The 19,384-nt window shown below is 41.9% G+C and carries 18 protein-coding genes and 1 pseudogene; 8 read left to right on the top strand and 11 right to left on the bottom strand.

The window, feature by feature from the left end; all coding sequences use genetic code 11:
• Positions 1-393: 393 nt before the first annotated feature.
• From HF992_RS10115 to HF992_RS10080, 8 genes are all read right to left on the bottom strand, one after another.
• The gene (locus HF992_RS10115) at positions 394-1,350 is read right to left on the bottom strand and encodes an ABC transporter permease (protein ID WP_168549907.1); all 957 of its coding nucleotides are present in this window, start codon (positions 1,348-1,350) and stop codon (positions 394-396) included.
• Position 1,351: 1 nt separating this feature from the next.
• A complete protein-coding gene (locus HF992_RS10110) occupies positions 1,352-2,413 on the bottom strand; it encodes an ABC transporter permease (RefSeq protein WP_168549906.1) in 1,062 nt (353 codons plus the stop codon).
• Positions 2,406-3,941, bottom strand: coding sequence for an ABC transporter ATP-binding protein (locus HF992_RS10105; protein WP_168549905.1), 1,536 nt, complete (start codon positions 3,939-3,941; stop codon positions 2,406-2,408). The genes HF992_RS10110 and HF992_RS10105 overlap by 8 nt, the downstream gene beginning before the upstream one ends.
• A gap of 443 nt (positions 3,942-4,384) precedes the next feature.
• A complete protein-coding gene (locus tag HF992_RS10100) occupies positions 4,385-5,461 on the bottom strand; it encodes a BMP family lipoprotein (RefSeq protein WP_168549904.1) in 1,077 nt (358 codons plus the stop codon).
• A gap of 69 nt (positions 5,462-5,530) precedes the next feature.
• Positions 5,531-5,920, bottom strand: coding sequence for a cytidine deaminase (locus HF992_RS10095; protein WP_168549903.1), 390 nt, complete (start codon positions 5,918-5,920; stop codon positions 5,531-5,533).
• Positions 5,907-6,569 (bottom strand): deoxyribose-phosphate aldolase, encoded by a 663-nt coding sequence (gene deoC / locus HF992_RS10090; protein ID WP_168549902.1) that lies wholly within the window; start codon positions 6,567-6,569, stop codon positions 5,907-5,909. The genes HF992_RS10095 and deoC overlap by 14 nt, the downstream gene beginning before the upstream one ends.
• Positions 6,570-6,585: 16 nt before the next feature.
• A complete protein-coding gene (locus HF992_RS10085; protein WP_168549901.1) occupies positions 6,586-7,863 on the bottom strand; it encodes a pyrimidine-nucleoside phosphorylase in 1,278 nt (425 codons plus the stop codon).
• Positions 7,850-8,449 carry a class I SAM-dependent methyltransferase gene (locus HF992_RS10080; RefSeq protein WP_168549900.1) on the bottom strand — a complete coding sequence of 200 codons (600 nt, stop codon included), beginning with the start codon at positions 8,447-8,449 and terminating at the stop codon, positions 7,850-7,852. The genes HF992_RS10085 and HF992_RS10080 overlap by 14 nt, the downstream gene beginning before the upstream one ends.
• Before the next feature lie 702 nt (positions 8,450-9,151).
• On the opposite strand from HF992_RS10080, the gene HF992_RS10075 reads away from it, so the two are divergent.
• The 4 genes from HF992_RS10075 to HF992_RS10060 all read left to right on the top strand — a co-directional run bounded on the left by HF992_RS10075 (position 9,152) and on the right by HF992_RS10060 (position 11,240).
• A complete protein-coding gene (locus HF992_RS10075; RefSeq protein ID WP_168549899.1) occupies positions 9,152-9,325 on the top strand; it encodes a hypothetical protein in 174 nt (57 codons plus the stop codon).
• A gap of 121 nt (positions 9,326-9,446) precedes the next feature.
• The gene (coaA, locus tag HF992_RS10070; protein ID WP_168549898.1) at positions 9,447-10,367 is read left to right on the top strand and encodes a type I pantothenate kinase; all 921 of its coding nucleotides are present in this window, start codon (positions 9,447-9,449) and stop codon (positions 10,365-10,367) included.
• Positions 10,368-10,420: 53 nt separating this feature from the next.
• A complete protein-coding gene (rpsT, locus tag HF992_RS10065; protein ID WP_168549897.1) occupies positions 10,421-10,669 on the top strand; it encodes a 30S ribosomal protein S20 in 249 nt (82 codons plus the stop codon).
• Between the two features lie 49 nt (positions 10,670-10,718).
• Positions 10,719-11,240, top strand: a complete 522-nt coding sequence (locus HF992_RS10060) for a DNA topology modulation protein (protein ID WP_168549896.1) — start codon at positions 10,719-10,721, stop codon at positions 11,238-11,240.
• 249 nt (positions 11,241-11,489) lie between these two features.
• On the opposite strand, the gene HF992_RS10055 is transcribed toward HF992_RS10060, so the two are convergent.
• Together HF992_RS10055 and HF992_RS10050 are read right to left on the bottom strand one after the other, a co-directional pair.
• On the bottom strand, positions 11,490-12,803 hold the full coding sequence (locus HF992_RS10055; RefSeq protein ID WP_281346982.1) for a sensor histidine kinase: 1,314 nt from the start codon (positions 12,801-12,803) through the stop codon (positions 11,490-11,492).
• A gap of 10 nt (positions 12,804-12,813) precedes the next feature.
• On the bottom strand, positions 12,814-13,488 hold the full coding sequence (locus HF992_RS10050) for a response regulator transcription factor (RefSeq protein WP_168549894.1): 675 nt from the start codon (positions 13,486-13,488) through the stop codon (positions 12,814-12,816).
• A 359-nt stretch (positions 13,489-13,847) separates the two neighbouring features.
• Here HF992_RS10050 and HF992_RS10045 point away from each other — a divergent pair.
• From HF992_RS10045 to manA, 4 genes and pseudogenes are all read left to right on the top strand, one after another.
• Positions 13,848-14,264 (top strand): annotated as a pseudogene (locus HF992_RS10045) (IS110 family transposase); the annotation flags it as partial.
• Positions 14,265-14,491: 227 nt separating this feature from the next.
• Positions 14,492-15,346 carry a PucR family transcriptional regulator gene (locus tag HF992_RS12300; RefSeq protein ID WP_343032970.1) on the top strand — a complete coding sequence of 285 codons (855 nt, stop codon included), beginning with the start codon at positions 14,492-14,494 and terminating at the stop codon, positions 15,344-15,346.
• A gap of 114 nt (positions 15,347-15,460) precedes the next feature.
• Entirely contained in the window at positions 15,461-16,594 is a 1,134-nt protein-coding gene (locus HF992_RS10035) for an ABC transporter ATP-binding protein (protein WP_168549892.1), read from the top strand.
• Between the two features lie 212 nt (positions 16,595-16,806).
• Positions 16,807-17,748, top strand: a complete 942-nt coding sequence (gene manA, locus HF992_RS10030; RefSeq protein ID WP_168549909.1) for a mannose-6-phosphate isomerase, class I — start codon at positions 16,807-16,809, stop codon at positions 17,746-17,748.
• Between the two features lie 83 nt (positions 17,749-17,831).
• Here manA and pyk read toward each other — a convergent pair whose 3' ends face one another.
• The gene (gene pyk / locus HF992_RS10025) at positions 17,832-19,337 is read right to left on the bottom strand and encodes a pyruvate kinase (RefSeq protein WP_168549891.1); all 1,506 of its coding nucleotides are present in this window, start codon (positions 19,335-19,337) and stop codon (positions 17,832-17,834) included.
• Between the last annotated feature and the right edge of the window lie 47 nt (positions 19,338-19,384).

Genomic DNA, 19,384 nt, shown 5'->3' with positions numbered 1-19,384 from the left:
TTCGGAACTTTGAAAACTTCAAAACTCGCATTTTCATTGCGATAAACATAAAACAAGAGAAGACAAAGCTTGTCCTCTCTCGATGTTAGATTGGTCAACCCACTACAGTTGACAATGAGGCAAAAAACCATCGTCAACAGACAATGGTCACAAAGAGATAGGTTTTGATTTTAGATGAGCATAACATGCTTGTCCAAAAACGCTTTAGAATGCATCAAAATACACCTAAAATCAAGAGTGCTAAAACCTTAATTTTAGGTGTTTTTCAATTGTGTCACTTCTAAAATGGCAGTTAAAAAGTTACCGTAGGGCTATCCATTTGAAAACAGCACGACACCCCGAATGGTCAAAGCACAGATCGTTTTTTCATGTGAAATGCCTAGACCCTTTAGCTTATTTAGACTTGATATAGTTGACACCATCTGCTTTAGGAGCAACAGCTTTACCGAAGAACAAGGCCAAGGCTACAACTGTAATGACGTAAGGAGCAATCTGCAAATAAACTGCTGGCACTTTCGACAAGAAGGGAATCTGGTTCCCGATAACAGCTAAACTCTGAGATAAGCCAAAGAAGAGACTAGCTAACATGGCTCCAATCGGATTCCATTTCCCAAAAATCACAGCCGCTAAGGCGATAAAGCCAGAACCAACAATGGTTGTTGCTGAGAAATTAATATTAACCGATTGGGCGCTAACCGCACCACCGACACCACCTAGGAAACCAGCCATCAAAACGCCTGCATAGCGCATGGCATAAACATTGATCCCTAGAGTATCCGCTGCTTGAGGATGTTCACCGACAGAGCGCAGACGCAAGCCAAACTTAGTCTTATAGAGGATAAACCAAGATAGAAATGCCGTTAAAATGGCCACATACCCCATCAAACTAGTATTTTTAAAAAATAAGTCACCCAAGACAGGAATATCTTTAAGCACTGGGAAGGAGAATTTCCCAAAGGAACGGGAAATACTATCTGTCTGACCTTTTCCGTAAAACACCTTAATCAAAAAGACAGATAAGGCTGGAGCTAGAAGATTCAAAACCGTACCAGAGACCACATGATCTGCTCGCAAGGTGATAGTCGCAACCGCATGAATCACTGCAAAGAGAAGACCAGCTAGCCCTCCGACCAAAACAGCTATCAGAGGAGTTGATTTTCCTAAAGTTTCCGCGAATTGAATGTTAAACACGACACCAGCAAAGGCTCCAATAACCATGATTCCTTCAAGACCGACATTGACAATACCAGCTCGTTCTGAGAAAACACCTCCGAGACTGGTAAAAATCAACGGTGCTGAATAGATCAGCATCTGCGAAATCAAGAGGATTAAAATAGACATTGTATTCATCTTACTTCGCTCCTTTCACAGTTTTTTTGGCCTTGAGCAATTGTTCAAAGATAAATTTCACCCCGATAAAGAAGATGATTGAAGCCGTTACAACATTAATCAATTCTGGCGGAATACCAGCACGAACCATCCCCGGAGCACCGATGGAAAGGACACCAAAGAGAAAGGCTGCAAACGGGATTCCTAGAGGCGAATTAGTCGCTAGGAGGGCAACAGACATCCCGTTGAAACCAATAGCCAGGTTAGCCCCTTGGATATAAACATTTTGGAAGGTCCCAAGTCCTTCTACAGCTCCACCAAGACCGGCTAACGCCCCTGAAATAATCATGGACAGGATAATGGTTCGCTTAGCAGACATCCCAGCATAATCTGCTGCTGTCGCATTAAGGCCTACCGAACGGATTTCAAATCCTAGAGTTGTCTTAGTCATGAGGAACCAAATAATGATTACTGCAATTAAGGCAAAGAAAATCCCAATATTCATCCGAGAATTATCCGTTAAGGCACGTAACCACTCGGTCTGATAAGAGGCATTGGCCGATATGTTGATACTTGAATCTGTATTTTTCATCAATTCGTCAGCAAAAACATTACGGATAATATGGTTGCTCACATAGAGCAAGATATAGTTCATCATGATGGTCACAATGACCTCACTGGTTCCAAGATATGCCCGCAGGATACCTGGAATAGCACCTGCAATTCCTCCTGCAATCATAGCGATGAGAACGGTCCCTAAAATCAGAATTGGGCGAGGAAGATCTGGATTGGCCAAAGCAAACCAGCCAGAGAAAACCCAGCCTACCAAGGCTTGACCAGCTAGACCGACGTTAAAGAAACCGGCACGACTAGCAACCGCAAAGCCCAGAGCAGTGAAGACCAAGGGCGCCATAGCACGGAAAATCTCTCCGACAGATTTGACAGACCCAAATGCTGAATAAAAGAGTTCTTCGTAGCCCCAGATTGGATCATAGCCAAATACTAGCATAATAATGGCACCTAGAAGCAATCCCGAGAGGACCGCTAATAAGGGAATCACTAAATTTTGAGTTTTCTTAGACATGACTCTCTCCTTTCTTTAAATAGCCACCAGCCATTAAGACCCCAAGTTCTTGTTTGTTGGTTGTAGCAGGATCGACAATCCCATGAATACTACCATCGTGAATGACTGCGATACGGTCTGACAGGTCAAGAATCTCATCTAATTCAAAGCTGACTACAAGAACAGCTTTCCCCTTATCACGCTCAGCAATAAGACGCTTACGGATATACTCAATAGCCCCAACATCTAGACCACGTGTTGGTTGACTAACGATAAGAAGATCCGGATTACGGTCTACTTCACGCGCAATAATTGCTTTTTGCTGGTTACCACCAGAAAGCGCCTTAGCAGAGACATATTCACTTGCGGCTCGAACATCAAACTCATCCATCAACTGTCTTGCTTTTTGATTGATAGCATTATAGTTTAGAATCCCATTTTTGGAAATCGGTTCCTTATAATAGGTCTGGAGGGAGATATTCTCCGCAATCGTCATATCCAAGACCAAACCATCTCTGTGGCGGTCTTCAGGAACATGACTGACTTGCATCTCAGTAATTTTACGAGGGGATTTGCCAACAACATCTTCCCCTTTAATCAAAATCTGACCTGACTTAACCTTACGAAGACCTGTGATCGCTTGAATCAACTCACTCTGCCCATTGCCATCTATTCCAGCAATCCCAACGATTTCACCTGCCCGAACATCTAAGGAGAGGTTCTTAACCGCTGGAATACCACGGTTTTCATCAACAACCAGATCCTTGATAGAAAGAATGGTTTCTTTAGGATTAGAAGCTATTTTTTCGGTTTTGAATGAAACAGAACGTCCCACCATCCATTCAGCCAAGTCCGCATTGGTAGCACCTGCCACTGGAACCGTTTGAATAGACTTCCCACGCCTGATAACTGTAACGGAGTTTGCAACCGCACGGATTTCGTCTAATTTATGGGTGATTAAGATGATGGACTTGCCTTCCTTAACCAAGGTTCGCATAATTTCTAAAAGTTCAGTGATTTCTGCCGGTGTCAGTACAGCAGTCGGCTCATCAAAAATCAAAAGATCGGCCCCACGGTACAGCGTCTTTAAAATCTCGACCCGTTGTTGAGCACCAACCGTAATGTCGGCAACCTTGGCTGTCGGATCAATCTTTAAACCATATTTCTCAGAAAGAGCAACAATATCCTTCGTCGCTTGCTTAAGATCAAGGATGCCACCTTTTGTCGTCTCAGTACCTAGAATGATATTTTCAGCAACGGTAAAGGCTTCAACCAACATAAAGTGCTGATGAACCATCCCAATCCCTAGGCGTGAAGCTTTAGACGGTGAATCAATCGTCACAGACTCGCCATTAATGATAATCTCACCACTAGTTGGTTCTAAAAGACCTGCTAGCATGTTCATCAGAGTGGATTTGCCTGCACCGTTTTCTCCCAGTAAGGCATGAATCTCACCTTTTCTGACATTCAAATTAATATTATCATTGGCCGTAAATTCACCAAAACGCTTAGTAATCCCACGCATCTCAATGACATAATCCTGTCCCATAGTCCTATCCTTTCAGATGTTTATTTTTGGTCAGTAAAACCCACCTCACCAGATGAGCTTTACTGAGAAAAAATATTCTCAGTTTCCAAAGAAAAGGGGGAGTTGTAACTCTACGCTCTGAAAAAGTGTTTTTAAGCACCTTAGCTATTCGGCTCAAGAGCTACTATACTCAAGCTGAAACAATCTTTTCTCAGACCTCTTAGCCCTGAATTCGCCAACTCACGTAAGCTCCCCCGAACACCTCTACCAGCCGAGGATAGACTGGTAGAGCTTAGATATCTCCAGCAAAAAACTAATCTCAGTCCCTTGCCAGGTTTATTTTTCAAATACCTAAATGATCAATTAGTTCTGCAACACATTGGTCATTCTAAACTATTTTGAAAAGACTGGACTTATTGCCCAGTCTCTTCCTGGAAAAACGTTTGTGAGAGACTGTTAAATGCTTATTCAGGTTTTTCTGGCACTTCTACTTTACCATCCAAGATTGCTTGCTTAGCTTCTGCAACTGCTTTTGCAGCCTCTTCAGACAAATTGGTTTCAGCCAATTCTACACCCTTATCCTTAAGTGAGAAGCTCACGACTTCACCACCTGGGTAGTTCCCCTTAACAGCTTCAGATGCAATTTGTTTAACAGAGTTGCCCACTTCTTTGATTGTTGATGCTAATACAAAGTTTGAGTCTTTGCCATCTTTAGAAGTGTATTTCCCTTCTGCTGATTGGTCACGGTCAACACCAATTACCCAAACCTTATCTGCTTCGTTACGTGTTTCGTTTTCAGCCTTGGCTGCAGCAAATACACCATTACCAGTACCACCTGATGCATGGAAGATTACGTCTGCACCAGCTGCATATTGTGCAGCTGCAATCGTTTGACCTTTAGCAGCATCAACAAATGAACCTGCATAGTCTACGGTAATCTTGATGTCTTTGCTAACAGATTTAACCCCTGCTACAAAACCTGCTTCAAAACGGTCAATAACGACACCTTCCATACCACCGATAAAGCCAACATGATTTGTCTTGGTAGATTTAGCAGCAGCTACACCTGCAAGATATGATGCTTCATGGTCTGCAAAGCCAATGCTGACAACATTATCCATATCTGGAACAACACTATCTACGATAGCAAAGTGTGTGTCAGGGTTATTGGCTGCTACTTCTGCAACCGCTGTTTCAAGAGCGAAGCCGATACCAAAGACAAGGTTGTAACCACCAGAAACTGCTGAATCCAAATTCGTTACATAGTCAGACTCGCTGTTAGACTGGAAGTACGTAAATCCATTATCTTTAGAATAACCATTTTCTTTACCCCAAGCTTGCAAACCTTCCCAAGCCGACTGGTTAAAGGAACGGTCATCAACACCACCAACGTCTGTGACAACAGCTGCTTTGATAGCACCTTCCCCTTCAGCAGCTGAAGATGATGTCGCAGCATCCTGCTTAGCTGTACGGCTTCCACAAGCAGCAAGCGATAGAGCAGCAACAGCTGTAAGGCCTAAACTAACAAATTTTTTGTTCATTTCTGAACCCTCCTAAAAATTTTTATGCAACTCCTGTTGCAAAGCACCAGTCATGATGACTGTCCAGATTTATGTTAAATCTGTAAACGAATATGGAAGTAACTCCCCGACTGTCATCTCGACTGTCGTTTTGTGTTTAGAAACTAAGGTCACTGGCATGTCCTTTTCAAAAAACTCTGCCATCACTTGACGGCAAGCACCACAAGGCGAAACAGGCTCTTCAGTCCTTCCATAAACAATTAACTCCGAAAAGTCCTTATAGCCTTCAGAAACAGCCTTGAAAATAGCCGTACGTTCTCCGCAGTTAGTCAACCCAAAAGAAGCATTTTCGATATTGCATCCTGTAAAGATCTGACCTTCTTTAGTAACAAGTGCAGCTCCAATCGGAAAATGCGAATACGGAACATGGGCATGTTCACTAGCCTTTATGGCCAGTTCAATCAACTCAGTAGTCGCCATCAGCCTGTAACCCCTTCATGATCGCAACGCCTGAAGAAGCGCCAATGCGATTAGCTCCAGCTTCGATGAAAGCATTGGCATCCTCTAGAGACCTTGCCCCACCTGAAGCCTTAACACCGATATCAGATCCAACAATCTGTCTCATTAGCGCGATGTCATGCACGTTAGCACCACCTGTTGAAAATCCAGTTGAAGTCTTAACAAAGTCTGCACCCGCTGACTTCGCCAATTCACAAGCTAAAATTTTCTCCTTGTCTGTCAAGAGACAAGTTTCGATAATGACTTTGACTAACTTGTCACCACTGGCCTCAACCACAGCCCTAATATCTTCTTCAACCAGCTCGAAATCACCGGATTTCAAAGCACCGATATTAATGACCATGTCAATCTCATCTGCACCGTTCGCAATAGCATCCTTCGTTTCAAAGGCCTTGACTGCTGAGGTATTGGCTCCAAGCGGGAACCCAATAACCGTACATACCTTAACATCTGTATGAGCTAGTTCTTTCGCTGCAAGCGATACCCAGGTCGGATTGATACAGACACTGGCAAAATCATATGCTTTAGCCTGAGCGATAATGTCCAGAACTTGATCTTTAGTACTTTCTGGCTTTAAAAGCGTGTGGTCAATATATTTATTTAATAACATCTTAATCTCCTCTCACTTATGAAATAATGTCAAGGATTTCCTGAGCTTGAATAACTTCTGTATCTATTTTAACATTTTTTTGGAAATCTGCCAGCTCTTTTTGACTTAAAATTTGGTTTGTGTAAATTTTTGCAATAATTTCACCCGTTTTCACAGGATCACCTACTTTTTTATCGAATACGATACCGGTTTCATAGTCAAGAACGTCCGTTTTTACTGCCCGACCTGCTCCTAACTTCATCGCAAACAATCCGAATTCCAAAGCCGGGAGAGCTGCAATATATCCATCTTTCTCAGATTTGACTTCTACGATTTCCTTAACCACTGGTTGGCGGTAAAGATCTTTTAGATCCCCTCCCTGGGCTTCCACCATGGCTTCAAATTTCGCCAATGCCTTGCCATTTTCCAGATTAGCATGAATCTCTTCCACGGTTTTGTCAACACCAGCTAATCGCAGAAGAAGCTGAGCTAAATGACAGATAAAGCTTGTAACATCGTCACGTCCTTTACCTTGCAGGATATCAAGGGCTTCCAGAATCTCTAAACGGTTGCCGATTGCGCGGCCAACCGGCTGACTCATATCCGTCAACACAGCAACCGTCTGGCGACCGACAGCTTTTCCTAGACTCACCATCGTCTGTGCCAATTCTCTTGCATCATCTATATTCTTCATGAAGGCACCATCTCCGACGGTCACATCTAACAAGATAGCGTCTGCTCCAGCGGCGATTTTTTTACTCATGACTGAGCTTGCAATCAGTGGAATAATATCAACCGTGGCCGTCACATCACGAAGGGCATAAAGCAACTTGTCTGCCTTAACTAAATTCTCAGATTGTCCAATGACAGACAAACCAATTTCCTGAACTTGCTTAATGAAATTGTCCTGACTTTGCTCAATCTTAAACCCTTTAATAGCTTCAAGCTTATCCAAAGTTCCACCAGTATGCCCCAAACCACGGCCACTCATTTTAGCAACCGGAACATCAAATGAGGCGACTAAAGGTACTAAAATTAACGTCACCTTATCGCCGACACCACCTGTTGAGTGCTTGTCAACTTTGATGCCAGAAATAGCAGACAAATCAATCTGATCACCAGATGCCACCATTTCCATGGTCAAATGAGAAATCTCCTCTGTTGTCATGCCTTGGAAATAGGTCGCCATAGCAAAAGCCGCCATCTGATAATCTGGTACAGTACCATCCACATAACCTTCTGTCAGCCATTTGATTTCTTCTGCCGTTAAGGCCTCACCATTGCGTTTCTTTTGAATTAAATCAACTGTTCTCATCTTTAATGCTTTGCAGGATATAGTATCCCTTCTCCTTTCTTAAAATGTTTACATTTCCAAAGACTGCCTCCATCTTAGCCTTAGCACTTGGAGCTCCCTGTTTCTTTTGGATGACAATGGTTAAGCTCCCCCCTTTTTTTAAGTAACCCTTACTACCAGAAATAACGGTGTGAACAACCTCTTTACCTGCACGGATAGGAGGATTTGAAATAACGTGGTCAAACGTTCCCGCCACTTTTTCATAGAGATTGGACTGAAAAATCTGAGCTTGAACCTGGTTAGCAACGGCATTTTTCTTAGCCAAATCAACAGCACGTTCATTGATGTCAATCAACGTCACCTCGACTCCCTGAGCCTTAGCCAAAGCCAAGCCCAAAGGACCATAACCACACCCTACGTCAAGGACACTCTCTCCAGTACCAAAATCAATGCTATTGAGCAATACTTGGCTACCAAAATCAATCATTTTCTTCGAAAAGACACCCGCATCTGTCAGGAAGGTCATGGAATGGCCAAGCAAGGTCACTCTTAGTTCATGAATATCGTGGGCAGCGTCTGGTTTTTGCGCATAATACATTTTTGTCATAAACCTATTTTATCATATTTTTGAAAGCGTCTCAATTATCCAACTGGAATTTTAGTATATCATTTCCGAAGTCGGATTGCAAGCGTTTACTTTGGCAGATATTGAAGATTTTACTATACTTGTAGTATAGAAATTCACCGTTAAGGCAGGAGATCTCACATATCTGCACGATCAAATGTGACTATGGATTATTTCGATATGGATTCCTTGATAAATTTATCTCAATAACCTCTATTGGAAGATTAACCATAGATGAAAATGCTGCTCTTGAGCAAGGGTACGCTCTGGATGCGATTGATTTTGTCAAAACCAATCGCAATGAGATGAACCATTTACTTGATACTGGTCACTCCTTTCTCACCTCAGAAAAATTTGTAGTCATAACTTCGAATTCTCTGTTTAAATCATCTTCTCAAACACGTATTGAACATGGCTGGGACGGTAATAGGTAATATTAGGATATATGTCTGACGCCGATACCAAGTCAGCTATTGACCACTCTAAGAGATTGGGCGATGGATTAACTTAGGGAAGCTTAGCCGGTTTTCTTCATTGGAAAGTTAGTGCTGCTATTACAGCCGCTAGCATTATTAACATGACCCACCGCCAAGCAATGAAAAGAGCAGTCAGCCTTGGTCGAGGCGCAACAATTACCATTACACCCTATGGGGGTATCATTGTCTCGTAAAAGGAGGACGACAAGTGAAAACAGGACTAAAACTACTATCTATCCTTATCGGTATAATCGCCTGCTACCTACTCTTATCCAGTTTTCAGATAGAACGGGGAAGCACACAAGACCTCTACCGTATTGTTGAGGGAATATCAGCTGTGCTTTCAAGTCTATGCTTTTCCATCAGTCGCAAGCGATCATAATGGTAAATGCCTTGGTTTTCTGACCAAGGTATTTTTAGCTAGATGACGACTTCAAGTAGCGCTAAGGCACCATTTTTTGCTATACTATAGTGGAACTCATTATCATATTAAGGAATTATTCATGCTAAAAGAATTCATCAACTTTGAAGTTATCTCTCGAGACAACTGGCAAACGCTACACCGTAAAACGACTCCTCCCTTGACTTCTCAAGAGTTGGAATCAGTCAAATCACTTAACGACCAGATCAGCCTCCAGGATGTGATCGATATTTACCTTCCCCTAACAAGTTTGATTCGTATCTACAAAAAGGCCAGCGAGGACCTTTCCTTTTCCAAAAGCCTTTTCATCCAAGAACAGATCCGCCAAAAGCCTTTTATCATTGGTGTCTCTGGTTCAGTAGCCGTTGGGAAATCCACTACTAGTCGCCTCTTGCAGATGCTTTTGTCTCGGACCTTTAAAAACGCTCGCGTTGAGCTAGTCACTACTGACGGCTTCCTCTACCCCAATGCTGTTCTTAAAGCGAGAAATCTAATGGACCGTAAAGGCTTCCCTGAGTCCTATGACATGGAGCTTTTGCTAAATTTCCTGGACAACATTAAAAATGGCCAAGAAGTTGACATTCCAATCTATTCCCACGAAACCTACGATATCCTAAAAGATCAGGCCCAAACCATCAAGACTCCCGATTTTTTAATTGTCGAAGGAATTAATGTATTTCAGAATCCTCAAAACCAAGGGCTCTACATAAGTGATTACTTTGACTTTTCTATCTATGTAGATGCTGAGCCAAAGGACATTGAAAACTGGTACTTGGAACGGTTCACCAAATTGTTAGAATTAGCTGAACACGATCCAAACAACTATTACCATCGGTTTACCAAACTTCCTTATAGCGAGGCAATTCAAGTTGCCAGAGACACTTGGGAATCCATCAACCTTCCAAACTTACAACAGTATATCCAGCCTACACGCAGTCGAGCAGAAATCATCCTTCATAAGTCAGCCAACCATAAAATTGATAAAATCTTACTAAAAAAATAAATAATGCTTGTCAAAGCTCACAAATTCAGATATAATGGTATGGTTAGATTAAGATGGAGGTGAAAAAATTGGCAAATATTAAATCAGCTATCAAACGCGCTGAAAAAACTGTTTCTCAAAACGCAAAAAATTCAGCGCAAAAATCAGCAATGCGTACTGCGATTAAGGCTTTCGAAGCAAATCCTTCTGAAGAACTTTTCCGCGCTGCTAGCTCAGCGATTGACAAAGCAGAAACTAAAGGCTTGATTCATAAAAACAAAGCAAGCCGTGACAAAGCGCGCCTTGCTTCTAAATTGGCTTAATACTGTTAACCACCGCAAGGTGGTTTTCTTTTTCCTGCGGGAGGTCTCTATGAAAATTGTTATTATGGGCTATTCTGGCAGCGGTAAATCAACTTTAGCTAAAGCCCTAGCCCAGCATTATCAACTTCCTAAATTGCATCTCGATACTCTCCAATTCTTGCCTAACTGGCAAGAACGTCCAAAAGAGGAGCTAATTGCTGATTTAGGAAATTTTATGGCTGCTCATTCTTCCTGGGTGATTGAGGGAAATTATAGTTTTGCGCATTATGAACGCCGGATGGCGGAAGCCGACCACATCATCTTACTACTCTTTCCGCGCTGGCTGTCCTTATGGCGTGTCATCAAACGCTATTGGCATTACAAAGGGAAAGTCCGCGAGGATATGGCGCCTGATTGTCCAGAAAAACTTGATCTGGATTTTATCCTTTGGGTGCTACACCGAGGGCGATCCCAAAAGGCTAAAATCCGTTATCAGAGTGTCCAGCAACAATATCCTGATAAAGTAATTATCTTGAAAGACCAAGCTGCTATCACCGACTTTCTCTCCCAGCTTAGCAAAATAAACACATGACATATTATCCACTCTAAAGGATAATACCAAAGATTTTGTTACGGTTCTTTCCGTCTTTTTCTCAATAAACTTAGCTAAAAGGCTTGAATTTTTTTAAAAAAACTCAAGCCTTTTAGAAGTGTTCTACTTCAAAAGAATAATGGGTAAACCTTTCTGTTATAAAGTTAGTTTGAAAGGGCTGTCGCCTCTTCGTTGTTCACTGTAAAGATGGTTTTTGAAATAGAGTTGGCTAGTCTATTTCAGATTCCTTCAAAGCGGTAATTTTATCTCAAAAATCGTTCCTTTAGGATGACGATCTTGAACGATAATTTGTCCACCCAGCCGATCAACGATTTGCTTAGCTAGAGAAAGTCCTAGACCTAGCCCACCATTCTGACGTGTTCTAGCCTTATCAACACGGTAAAAGCGATCAAATATTTTCTTTTTATCCTCATCTGAAATACCAATCCCATTGTCTTCGACAGTGATGATCAGTTGCCGATCACGCAAACGTGATACCATATAGATATCCCCATCAGCTTCAGTGTATTTTACCGCATTGTCAAACAAGATGGTCAAGACTTGTTTCAATAGCGTAATATCCATGCGAATCGTTTGCCGTACCAAATTGTGCCCTACAAACCGTTTGCCCGTCTCATCTGCAATCAGGCTATAATTGTCAAAAGTTGTCTCAAAAAACTCTGGCTGAATATCCTCTATAGTAACTTGGAAGTCACCGTCTCGCCTAGCGATATTTAGCAAATTAGTCGTTAAAATCCGCATATTTCGGACCTCATCTAAACTTGAGGCTATCGCTTCAAACTGATCCATGATGGTCGCTTCGGGTCGACGAAAAAGAGCTTCCAAACGGTTTTGCAAAACTGTCAAAGGGGTCCGTAATTCGTGACTAGCATTAGCAACAAAGGATTTTTGCTTTTCATAAGCTTCACGAATTGGCCGAATGGTCAATACAGTCAAAGCAACTGAAGCTAAAATAGAGATTAACCAAAATGATGCCATAACCACCATGACAATTTTCTTATTCTCTGCATTCATCAGTTTCAACTGACTAACGTTAATCAATAACATCGCATAGGTGATGTTCTCAAACCCCTCATCTTCAGAAACTTTAGTGACAATATATCGATAATCATCTATCCTGTCAAACGTTGTTTTAACTGAGACTTCTCTAACAGTATTCAAATCAGAAAAATTGGGTTGAATTCCATCTAAACCAAGGGTTGAATCATTGTCACTAACAATAGTATACTCATCATCAAACAATATCACATTGCTGTTTGCAGGTGCTCGGAGAATTTGATCTGAACCGCTTGGATTATGATTCTCATTCTTAGGATCTGCCTTAATTTTAAATTCACTAATATCAGGTCCTAGGATAGAACGAACTTGAGCTAGAAGAATGATCTTTTCAGGTTTTTCAGCAGATTGCAGAAGAGCCTCATCCGTTGTTCGATAAAGGGTCGCTGCCATGATTTGTAAAATAATCACAGTCATTATGAGAAAAACAAAACTAAAGATACTAGTATAGCGGAGAAAATAAGCGAAGGTATCTGACTTTAGCATTTTTCTGAATTTATCCCTCATGTTTTAAAATATACCCCACACTCCTTAATGTCGAAAGATTCGACTCAAATGTAGTCCCTTTTAACTTTTTACGAATTTTAGACATATAAACTTCTACAACTGAAACGGTTGTATCACTGTCAAAGCCCCAAATACGGTCAAAAATTTGGTTTTTGGGCAAAATGACATTTTGGTTTTGGAGGAAATAAATCAGCAAATCAAATTCTTTGCCCAAAAATTCTACTACCTTACCATCAATCTGAACAGTATTGGTAGACAAATTAACAGATACATTACCATACGAAAGCTGATTCTCTGTCAGTTTTCCGGAACGTTTCAACAGTGCTTGAATCCGCATTTTGAGCTCTTCCAAATAGAAAGGCTTGGTCAGATAATCATCTGCTCCTAGCTCGAAACCATGGCCCTTATCATCAATACTTTCCTTGGCCGTCATGATTAAAACGGGTGTAGAAATGCCTTTTTGTCGCAGTTCCTTAAGAACTGTGAAGCCATCTTTTTCTGGCAACATCAAATCTAATAAAATTAAATCGTAAATTCCTGATTCTGCTTCATAAAGCCCTTCTTCACCCTCAAACACCTGTGTAACGCTCGCAAAATCCTCCAAAAAGTCAAATACCGAATTTGAGAGATTTAAATCATCTTCAACTAATAAAATTTTAATCATCTTTGTATCTCCTCGTAGAATAAGTTAATGGGGATATTTCAATCCCAAGTGTAACCAATGTTATCGCTTGACTATTGCAAGGTTTTCCAGAACAATAGAGCCATGGAATGGACTCATGGTTGTTTCTTTGTCTCCTTGTTGCGTAGACTTCAAAATAAAGTCTGTTACCCAAGCCTTGTCCCTACGTCCAACACACTAGCTGTTTCCACTAGGCTCACTTCTGTATCTAGTAGGCTACAGGCGGCAAGTGAGTTAGTGACTCGAATTCTCTTATGCGAGGCTGTTGGTTCAAGGTGTTTCTGGGGAACCTTACAGTAGTCAAGAAACTTTCCAAATCCAAATGAAAGGAGACCTTCCACATGAAATGTTTTGTCGGTTTAGACGTTAGCGCAACCAAACTGGACGTTTGTATCATGCTCAGTGATACAACGACCCCCTTCACTGCTTCGCTCCCTAATGACTTAACGGGTGCTTCTGACATCAAGAAGCAGGTTCTCAAACTCAATGACAGCCATGCCTTTGAACGCATCGTCATTGGCATGGAAGCGACCAGTCTCTACAGTTTTCATCCTGCCATGTTCTTTCACGAAGACAGCGACTTGAAAGCTCTTAAGGTTGAAGTCATGGTGGAACAGCCCAACAAAATCAAGAAGTATCGCGAAGCCTTCGAAGAAAACAAGAATGATGCTCTTGATACCTTCTATATCGCCGATTATTTCCGTATTGAGCGATTTTCACTAGGTGTTTTTAGTGCACCCCATTTTCTAGAAAATCAACTAAAGTTTTGAAAACTTTGGCTTGACTTTTTACCACTAGACTTTGCTTATTCATTTATTATAGCACGTTTTTCCGAAAAAGACCTGCGCCATCATCAATTCTTAATGAACTGTCCCATTTAGTTTAACCAAGTTTCCTTAAAGAAAGCTCATACCGTTTAAGACGCTGTTTTCAGAATATGGTATACTATCAGAGAAAGGATTTTCAATATGAGAAGGAGTTTTTTGTGTCTGATTTTCATTATTTATTTCCAGAAGCAAAGCGATTAGGTTATCCTCCGACCGATGGCGCTTTAGCTATTCCTTTAGAGGATGGACAATGGCTGAGCTTTAATCCAGACCTACTCAGCCCTAGAGAGCAATACCTCATCCAAGCTTTCCAGCAGTCAAAATCTTCTACTGACAGCCTGACCCCTTGGATAGCTTATTTGGTATACGGAGAGGGCCAAGCTCCCCAGTCAGCAAATAATCTCCAATGGTTACACGTCCATCTCCACAACCCTCCGAAAGATTTGATCCAGGAGTGCCAGAAGAGCCTGGCGGCCTTCTTTCCAAATCTAATGTCTTCCTTTAGTTTGGACACTGAGAATTTTTGCCTTGTTTTAAACCAAGAGACTTATTTTAATGTTGAAGATCTCCTCAAGGAAACCTTACCCAGCCTAGAGTTTGATTTTGGGATGAAAATCTCGGTTGCTATTGGTCAATTTTGGCCAAATTATCTGGAAGATAGTTGGCCAAATCTTTTTCAATTGGAACAACGTCTCTTTCAGTACCTGCTCCGAGTAGCTAAACAAGATCAAGTCACGACTTTTAGCCAATTACTCCTGTCCAATCAAAAACAAAAAGAAACGGCTAAGCTCTACCAATTTCTCTCTCGGCTGATCACACATCATGAGGACTTACCAGAAACCATTCTTTGTCTTTGGAAGACTCAAGCTGTCCTAACAAAAGCAGCACAGAATCTTTATATCCACCGCAACACCTTACAATACCGCTTGGATAGGTTCCAAGAACAGACAGGCCTCTCGCTCAGAAATATGGATGATTTGGCTGTTTGCTATCTCGCCCTTCTCAATCCTTAATCGTTCTTGTGCAGGTTGCACAAGAACGATTAGTCTTTTTCAATCAGCTTGCACAAGAAAATAAGAGCGTTTTCATTTATAATAAAGATATCATCTTACAAGGAGGAACCTTTCATGGTCCAACTCAAATTAAACAATATCTATAAACGCTATGAACGCAGCGATCATTACTCTGTTGAAAATTTCAACCTTGATATCAAGGACAAAGAATTTATCGTTTTTGTTGGTCCTTCTGGATGCGGAAAATCTACAACTCTCCGAATGATTGCTGGTCTTGAAGACATCACAGAGGGTGAGTTTTACATTGATGATCAACTGATGAACGACGTGGCTCCAAAAGATCGTGATATCGCTATGGTCTTCCAGAACTATGCCCTTTACCCACACATGACCGTTTACGACAACATGGCTTTCGGTCTAAAATTGCGTAAATATTCTAAGGAAGACATCGACCGCCGTGTGAAAGAAGCTGCTACTATCCTTGGCCTAACAGAATTGTTAGACCGTAAACCTGCGGACATGTCTGGTGGTCAACGCCAGCGTGTAGCAATGGGACGTGCCATCGTGCGTGACGCTAAGGTTTTCTTGATGGATGAGCCGCTCTCTAACTTGGATGCTAAATTGCGTGTTTCCATGCGTGCTGAAATCTCTAAAATCCATCGTCGTATCGGTGCCACTACTATTTACGTTACCCATGACCAGACAGAAGCTATGACCTTGGCAGACCGTATCGTTATCATGAGCTCTACCAAGAACCCTTCTGGAACCGGTACAATTGGCCGTGTTGAACAAATTGGTACCCCACAAGAACTCTATAATGAACCAGCCAACAAGTTTGTTGCCAGCTTTATCGGTTCTCCAGCTATGAACTTCTTCAATGTTAAGTTTGAAAACGGTGTCCTAAGCAATGGTCGCAACTTCAACATCACCTTACCTGAAGGTAAGCGTAAACTTTTGGAAGAACAAGGGTATAATGGCAAAGACATTATCTTTGGCATCCGTCCAGAAGATGTCAAAGCCTCTGCTCTTGAGTTAGAAGCCTATGCCGATTCTACTATTCACTCTGAAGTCGTTGTCTCTGAACTTTTAGGTGCAGAAACCATGTTGTACAGCAAGATTGATGACACTGAATTCATCTCTCGCGTAGATGCACGCGACTACCACCAACCAGGTGAAATTGTCACACTAGCATTCAACATGAACAAAGCACACTTCTTTGATGCTCTGACAGAAAAAGCAATCCGTTAATCAGTGCTAACGATATCTTTAGGATCCCTAAAGAGTGCAGATCTCCTAAAAAGGAGATCTGTTTTTTAGCTTTCAATAAATGGTAAAACATCAAAACAACTTAACCTAGTTTAGCTAGCGGTTTATTTCTCAAAAAGGATATGGTATCATATGAGAAGGCCATACAGTGCTGTTTATTCTAATTTTGGAAAGGTAAGTTTAATATGGAAAGAATAACTGAGCCCCTCTTTTTACAATCAACCATGCATGAGAAAATTTGGGGAGGAAATCGACTACGAAAACTCTTTAACTACGATATTCCTAGCGAAACAACAGGTGAATACTGGGCAATTTCAGCTCATCCCAATGGGCCTTCCACTGTTATGAATGGTCCCTTAGCAGGACAAAGCCTAGATCAGATCTACCGTGATTTTCCTGAACTCTTTGGCTATCCAGCTAGTCCTGTCTTTCCGCTTTTAACCAAAATTTTGGATGCCAATGAATGGCTAAGCGTCCAAGTCCATCCAGATGACACCTACGCTCTAGAGCATGAAGGAGAGCTCGGAAAAACCGAGTGCTGGTATGTGCTGCACGCAGATCCTGGTGCCCGGATTATCTATGGCCATCAAGCCCAGAGTCGTGAGGAATTAGCCGAAAAAATTGCTGACGGCGATTGGAATCAGTTACTTACGTATACTCCTGTCCAGACAGGTGACTTTTTCTATGTTCCTAGCGGTACTCTTCATGCTATCGGCCCTGGTATTGTCATTTTAGAGACACAGCAGTCCAGTGATACGACTTACCGGGTCTATGACTTTGATCGTTTGGATGATCTAGGAAATCCTCGACCACTTCATATCAACCAATCCTTAGATGTGCTCAATATAGAGAAACCACAAAACAGCACACCCAGCCATGTCCGCATTGATCACCTGTTTTTAACCACCTTGGTGTCAAACCCCTTTTTTACAGTTGAGAAATGGGATATTGACGGACCAGTAACCGCCCATCAAACCGCCCCTTACAGCTTGGTATCGGTCATTGATGGTGCAGGGAGCCTCCACTGTCATGGCCAGGAATATCCAATCCAAAAAGGCGATCACTTCATCCTGACCAATGCTATTTCAGAGTGGGCCTACAAGGGAAACCTTTCGCTCATTATCAGCCATACTTAAACTAATACCATCTCTTTTTTAAAAAAGCAACCTCCTCTTGAACATCTGTCAAGAAGAGGTTTTTCATTCTTTAAGAAAAGGAATTAACGAACTGTACGGACACGCATAGTATTGGTAGACCCTGCAACACCAACTGGTACACCAGCAACAATAATAATATTATCACCAGATGATACCAATCCAGCCTTAAGGGCTTCTCTTTCTGCCAACTCAAACATGTCATCTGTAGTGTCTGGACGGTCAGTAATAATCGGGATAACCCCCCAGTTAAGCGTCAAGCTACGTTGTGTTAACTCATCAAAGGTAACCGCTAAGATATCTGCATCTGGACGGTATTTTGAAATAGCACGTGCCGTATAGCCTGTTTCTGTCACAGTGACAACCAATTTGATATCCATCGAATGGCAAGCGTCTTTAACCGCTGAAGCAATCACTTCTGTCTTACCTGAACGTTCAAATTCAGAGGAGTCTAAACGGCCATATTCATTCAAAAGCCCTTGAGCATTTTTAGCAATTGTTGCCATGGTACGAACAGACTCAACTGGGTATTTACCATTTGCAGATTCACCAGAAAGCATGGTCGCATCAGTACCGTCAATAACCGCGTTGAAGACATCAGATACTTCTGAACGTGTCGCACGAGGTTTTTCAGTCATGGTTTCAAGCATGTTGGTCGCAGTGATTACAACTTTACCAGCAGCATTCACTTTTGTAATAATCATCTTTTGATAAACTGGAACCATTTCAAATGGTACTTCAATCCCCATATCACCACGGGCAATCATGATACCATCAGAAGCTTCAATGATTTCATCCAAATTATCAATCCCTTGCTGGTTTTCGATTTTAGCAAAAAGACGGACATGCTCGTTACCTGTTTCTTTACAGATTTCACGAACCGCATTAACATCATTAGCTGTACGTACGAACGAAATAGCGATGAAGTTCAACCCATTTTCAAGACCGAAGCGAATATCTGAATCATCACGCTCTGCAAGTGCAGGGAAAGGAATGTTGGTGTAAGGAATATTCACCCCTTTTTGCTTACCAATAAGACCATCATTTTCAACTTTTACGATGAACTCATGAGTTGCGATATCTTTGTCGATAACTGTCAGACCAAGCTTACCGTCATCAACCAAGATTTGCTTGCCGACTTCAACATCGTCATAAACATCCAGACCACCAGCAACGTTCAGAGCAATCACTTCGCGAGTTGACTTGAGACCTTGTTTAGTAGCAACACGAATCACTTCACCAGTTGTGTAGGCAAAGAAATCTTCTCCACCTTCAAAAACTTCTGTACGGATTTCAGGTCCCTTGGTATCCAAGAGGAAACCAACTTTACGCCCAGCAATCTCTTCAGCACGGCGAACCGTTGCCATACGAGCACCTTGCTCTGCATGGTCCCCATGTGAGAAATTGAAACGGAAAGTATTTGCGCCTTCTTCAATCAATTTCGCGATGGTTTGTGCAGAGGTTTCCACATCCAATGGTTCTCCCCAGTAGCCGGATTCCCCATATTTCTTACCACCACGGGTTTCTACCGCAGGTCCGAGGGTTGCAACGATTTTGACACGTTTGTTCATAGGTTAGATAGTCTCCTTTTTGTTCTAGCCCTTAGGGCACTTGTTAT

It is taken from the genome of Streptococcus ovuberis (assembly GCF_012396585.1).
In the GTDB taxonomy this organism is placed as follows: domain Bacteria; phylum Bacillota; class Bacilli; order Lactobacillales; family Streptococcaceae; genus Streptococcus; species Streptococcus ovuberis.
This window is presented reverse-complemented; position numbering and strand designations above follow the sequence as displayed.

What these genes read in the sequence shown, in the direction of transcription:
- HF992_RS10080 (WP_168549900.1), bottom strand. Translation starts at nt 8,449, where the DNA reads ATGACAAAAATGTATTATGCGCAAAAACCAGACGCTGCCCACGATATT.
- HF992_RS10060 (WP_168549896.1), top strand. Translation starts at nt 10,719, where the DNA reads ATGAAAATTGTTATTATGGGCTATTCTGGCAGCGGTAAATCAACTTTA.
- HF992_RS10055 (WP_281346982.1), bottom strand. Translation starts at nt 12,803, where the DNA reads ATGCTAAAGTCAGATACCTTCGCTTATTTTCTCCGCTATACTAGTATC.
- rpsT (WP_168549897.1), top strand. Translation starts at nt 10,421, where the DNA reads ATGGAGGTGAAAAAATTGGCAAATATTAAATCAGCTATCAAACGCGCT.
- HF992_RS10105 (WP_168549905.1), bottom strand. Translation starts at nt 3,941, where the DNA reads ATGGGACAGGATTATGTCATTGAGATGCGTGGGATTACTAAGCGTTTT.
- HF992_RS10110 (WP_168549906.1), bottom strand. Translation starts at nt 2,413, where the DNA reads ATGTCTAAGAAAACTCAAAATTTAGTGATTCCCTTATTAGCGGTCCTC.
- pyk (WP_168549891.1), bottom strand. Translation starts at nt 19,337, where the DNA reads ATGAACAAACGTGTCAAAATCGTTGCAACCCTCGGACCTGCGGTAGAA.
- deoC (WP_168549902.1), bottom strand. Translation starts at nt 6,569, where the DNA reads ATGTTATTAAATAAATATATTGACCACACGCTTTTAAAGCCAGAAAGT.
- HF992_RS10115 (WP_168549907.1), bottom strand. Translation starts at nt 1,350, where the DNA reads ATGAATACAATGTCTATTTTAATCCTCTTGATTTCGCAGATGCTGATC.
- HF992_RS10100 (WP_168549904.1), bottom strand. Translation starts at nt 5,461, where the DNA reads ATGAACAAAAAATTTGTTAGTTTAGGCCTTACAGCTGTTGCTGCTCTA.
- HF992_RS10095 (WP_168549903.1), bottom strand. Translation starts at nt 5,920, where the DNA reads ATGGCGACTACTGAGTTGATTGAACTGGCCATAAAGGCTAGTGAACAT.
- HF992_RS10035 (WP_168549892.1), top strand. Translation starts at nt 15,461, where the DNA reads ATGGTCCAACTCAAATTAAACAATATCTATAAACGCTATGAACGCAGC.
- HF992_RS10050 (WP_168549894.1), bottom strand. Translation starts at nt 13,488, where the DNA reads ATGATTAAAATTTTATTAGTTGAAGATGATTTAAATCTCTCAAATTCG.
- coaA (WP_168549898.1), top strand. Translation starts at nt 9,447, where the DNA reads ATGCTAAAAGAATTCATCAACTTTGAAGTTATCTCTCGAGACAACTGG.
- HF992_RS10085 (WP_168549901.1), bottom strand. Translation starts at nt 7,863, where the DNA reads ATGAGAACAGTTGATTTAATTCAAAAGAAACGCAATGGTGAGGCCTTA.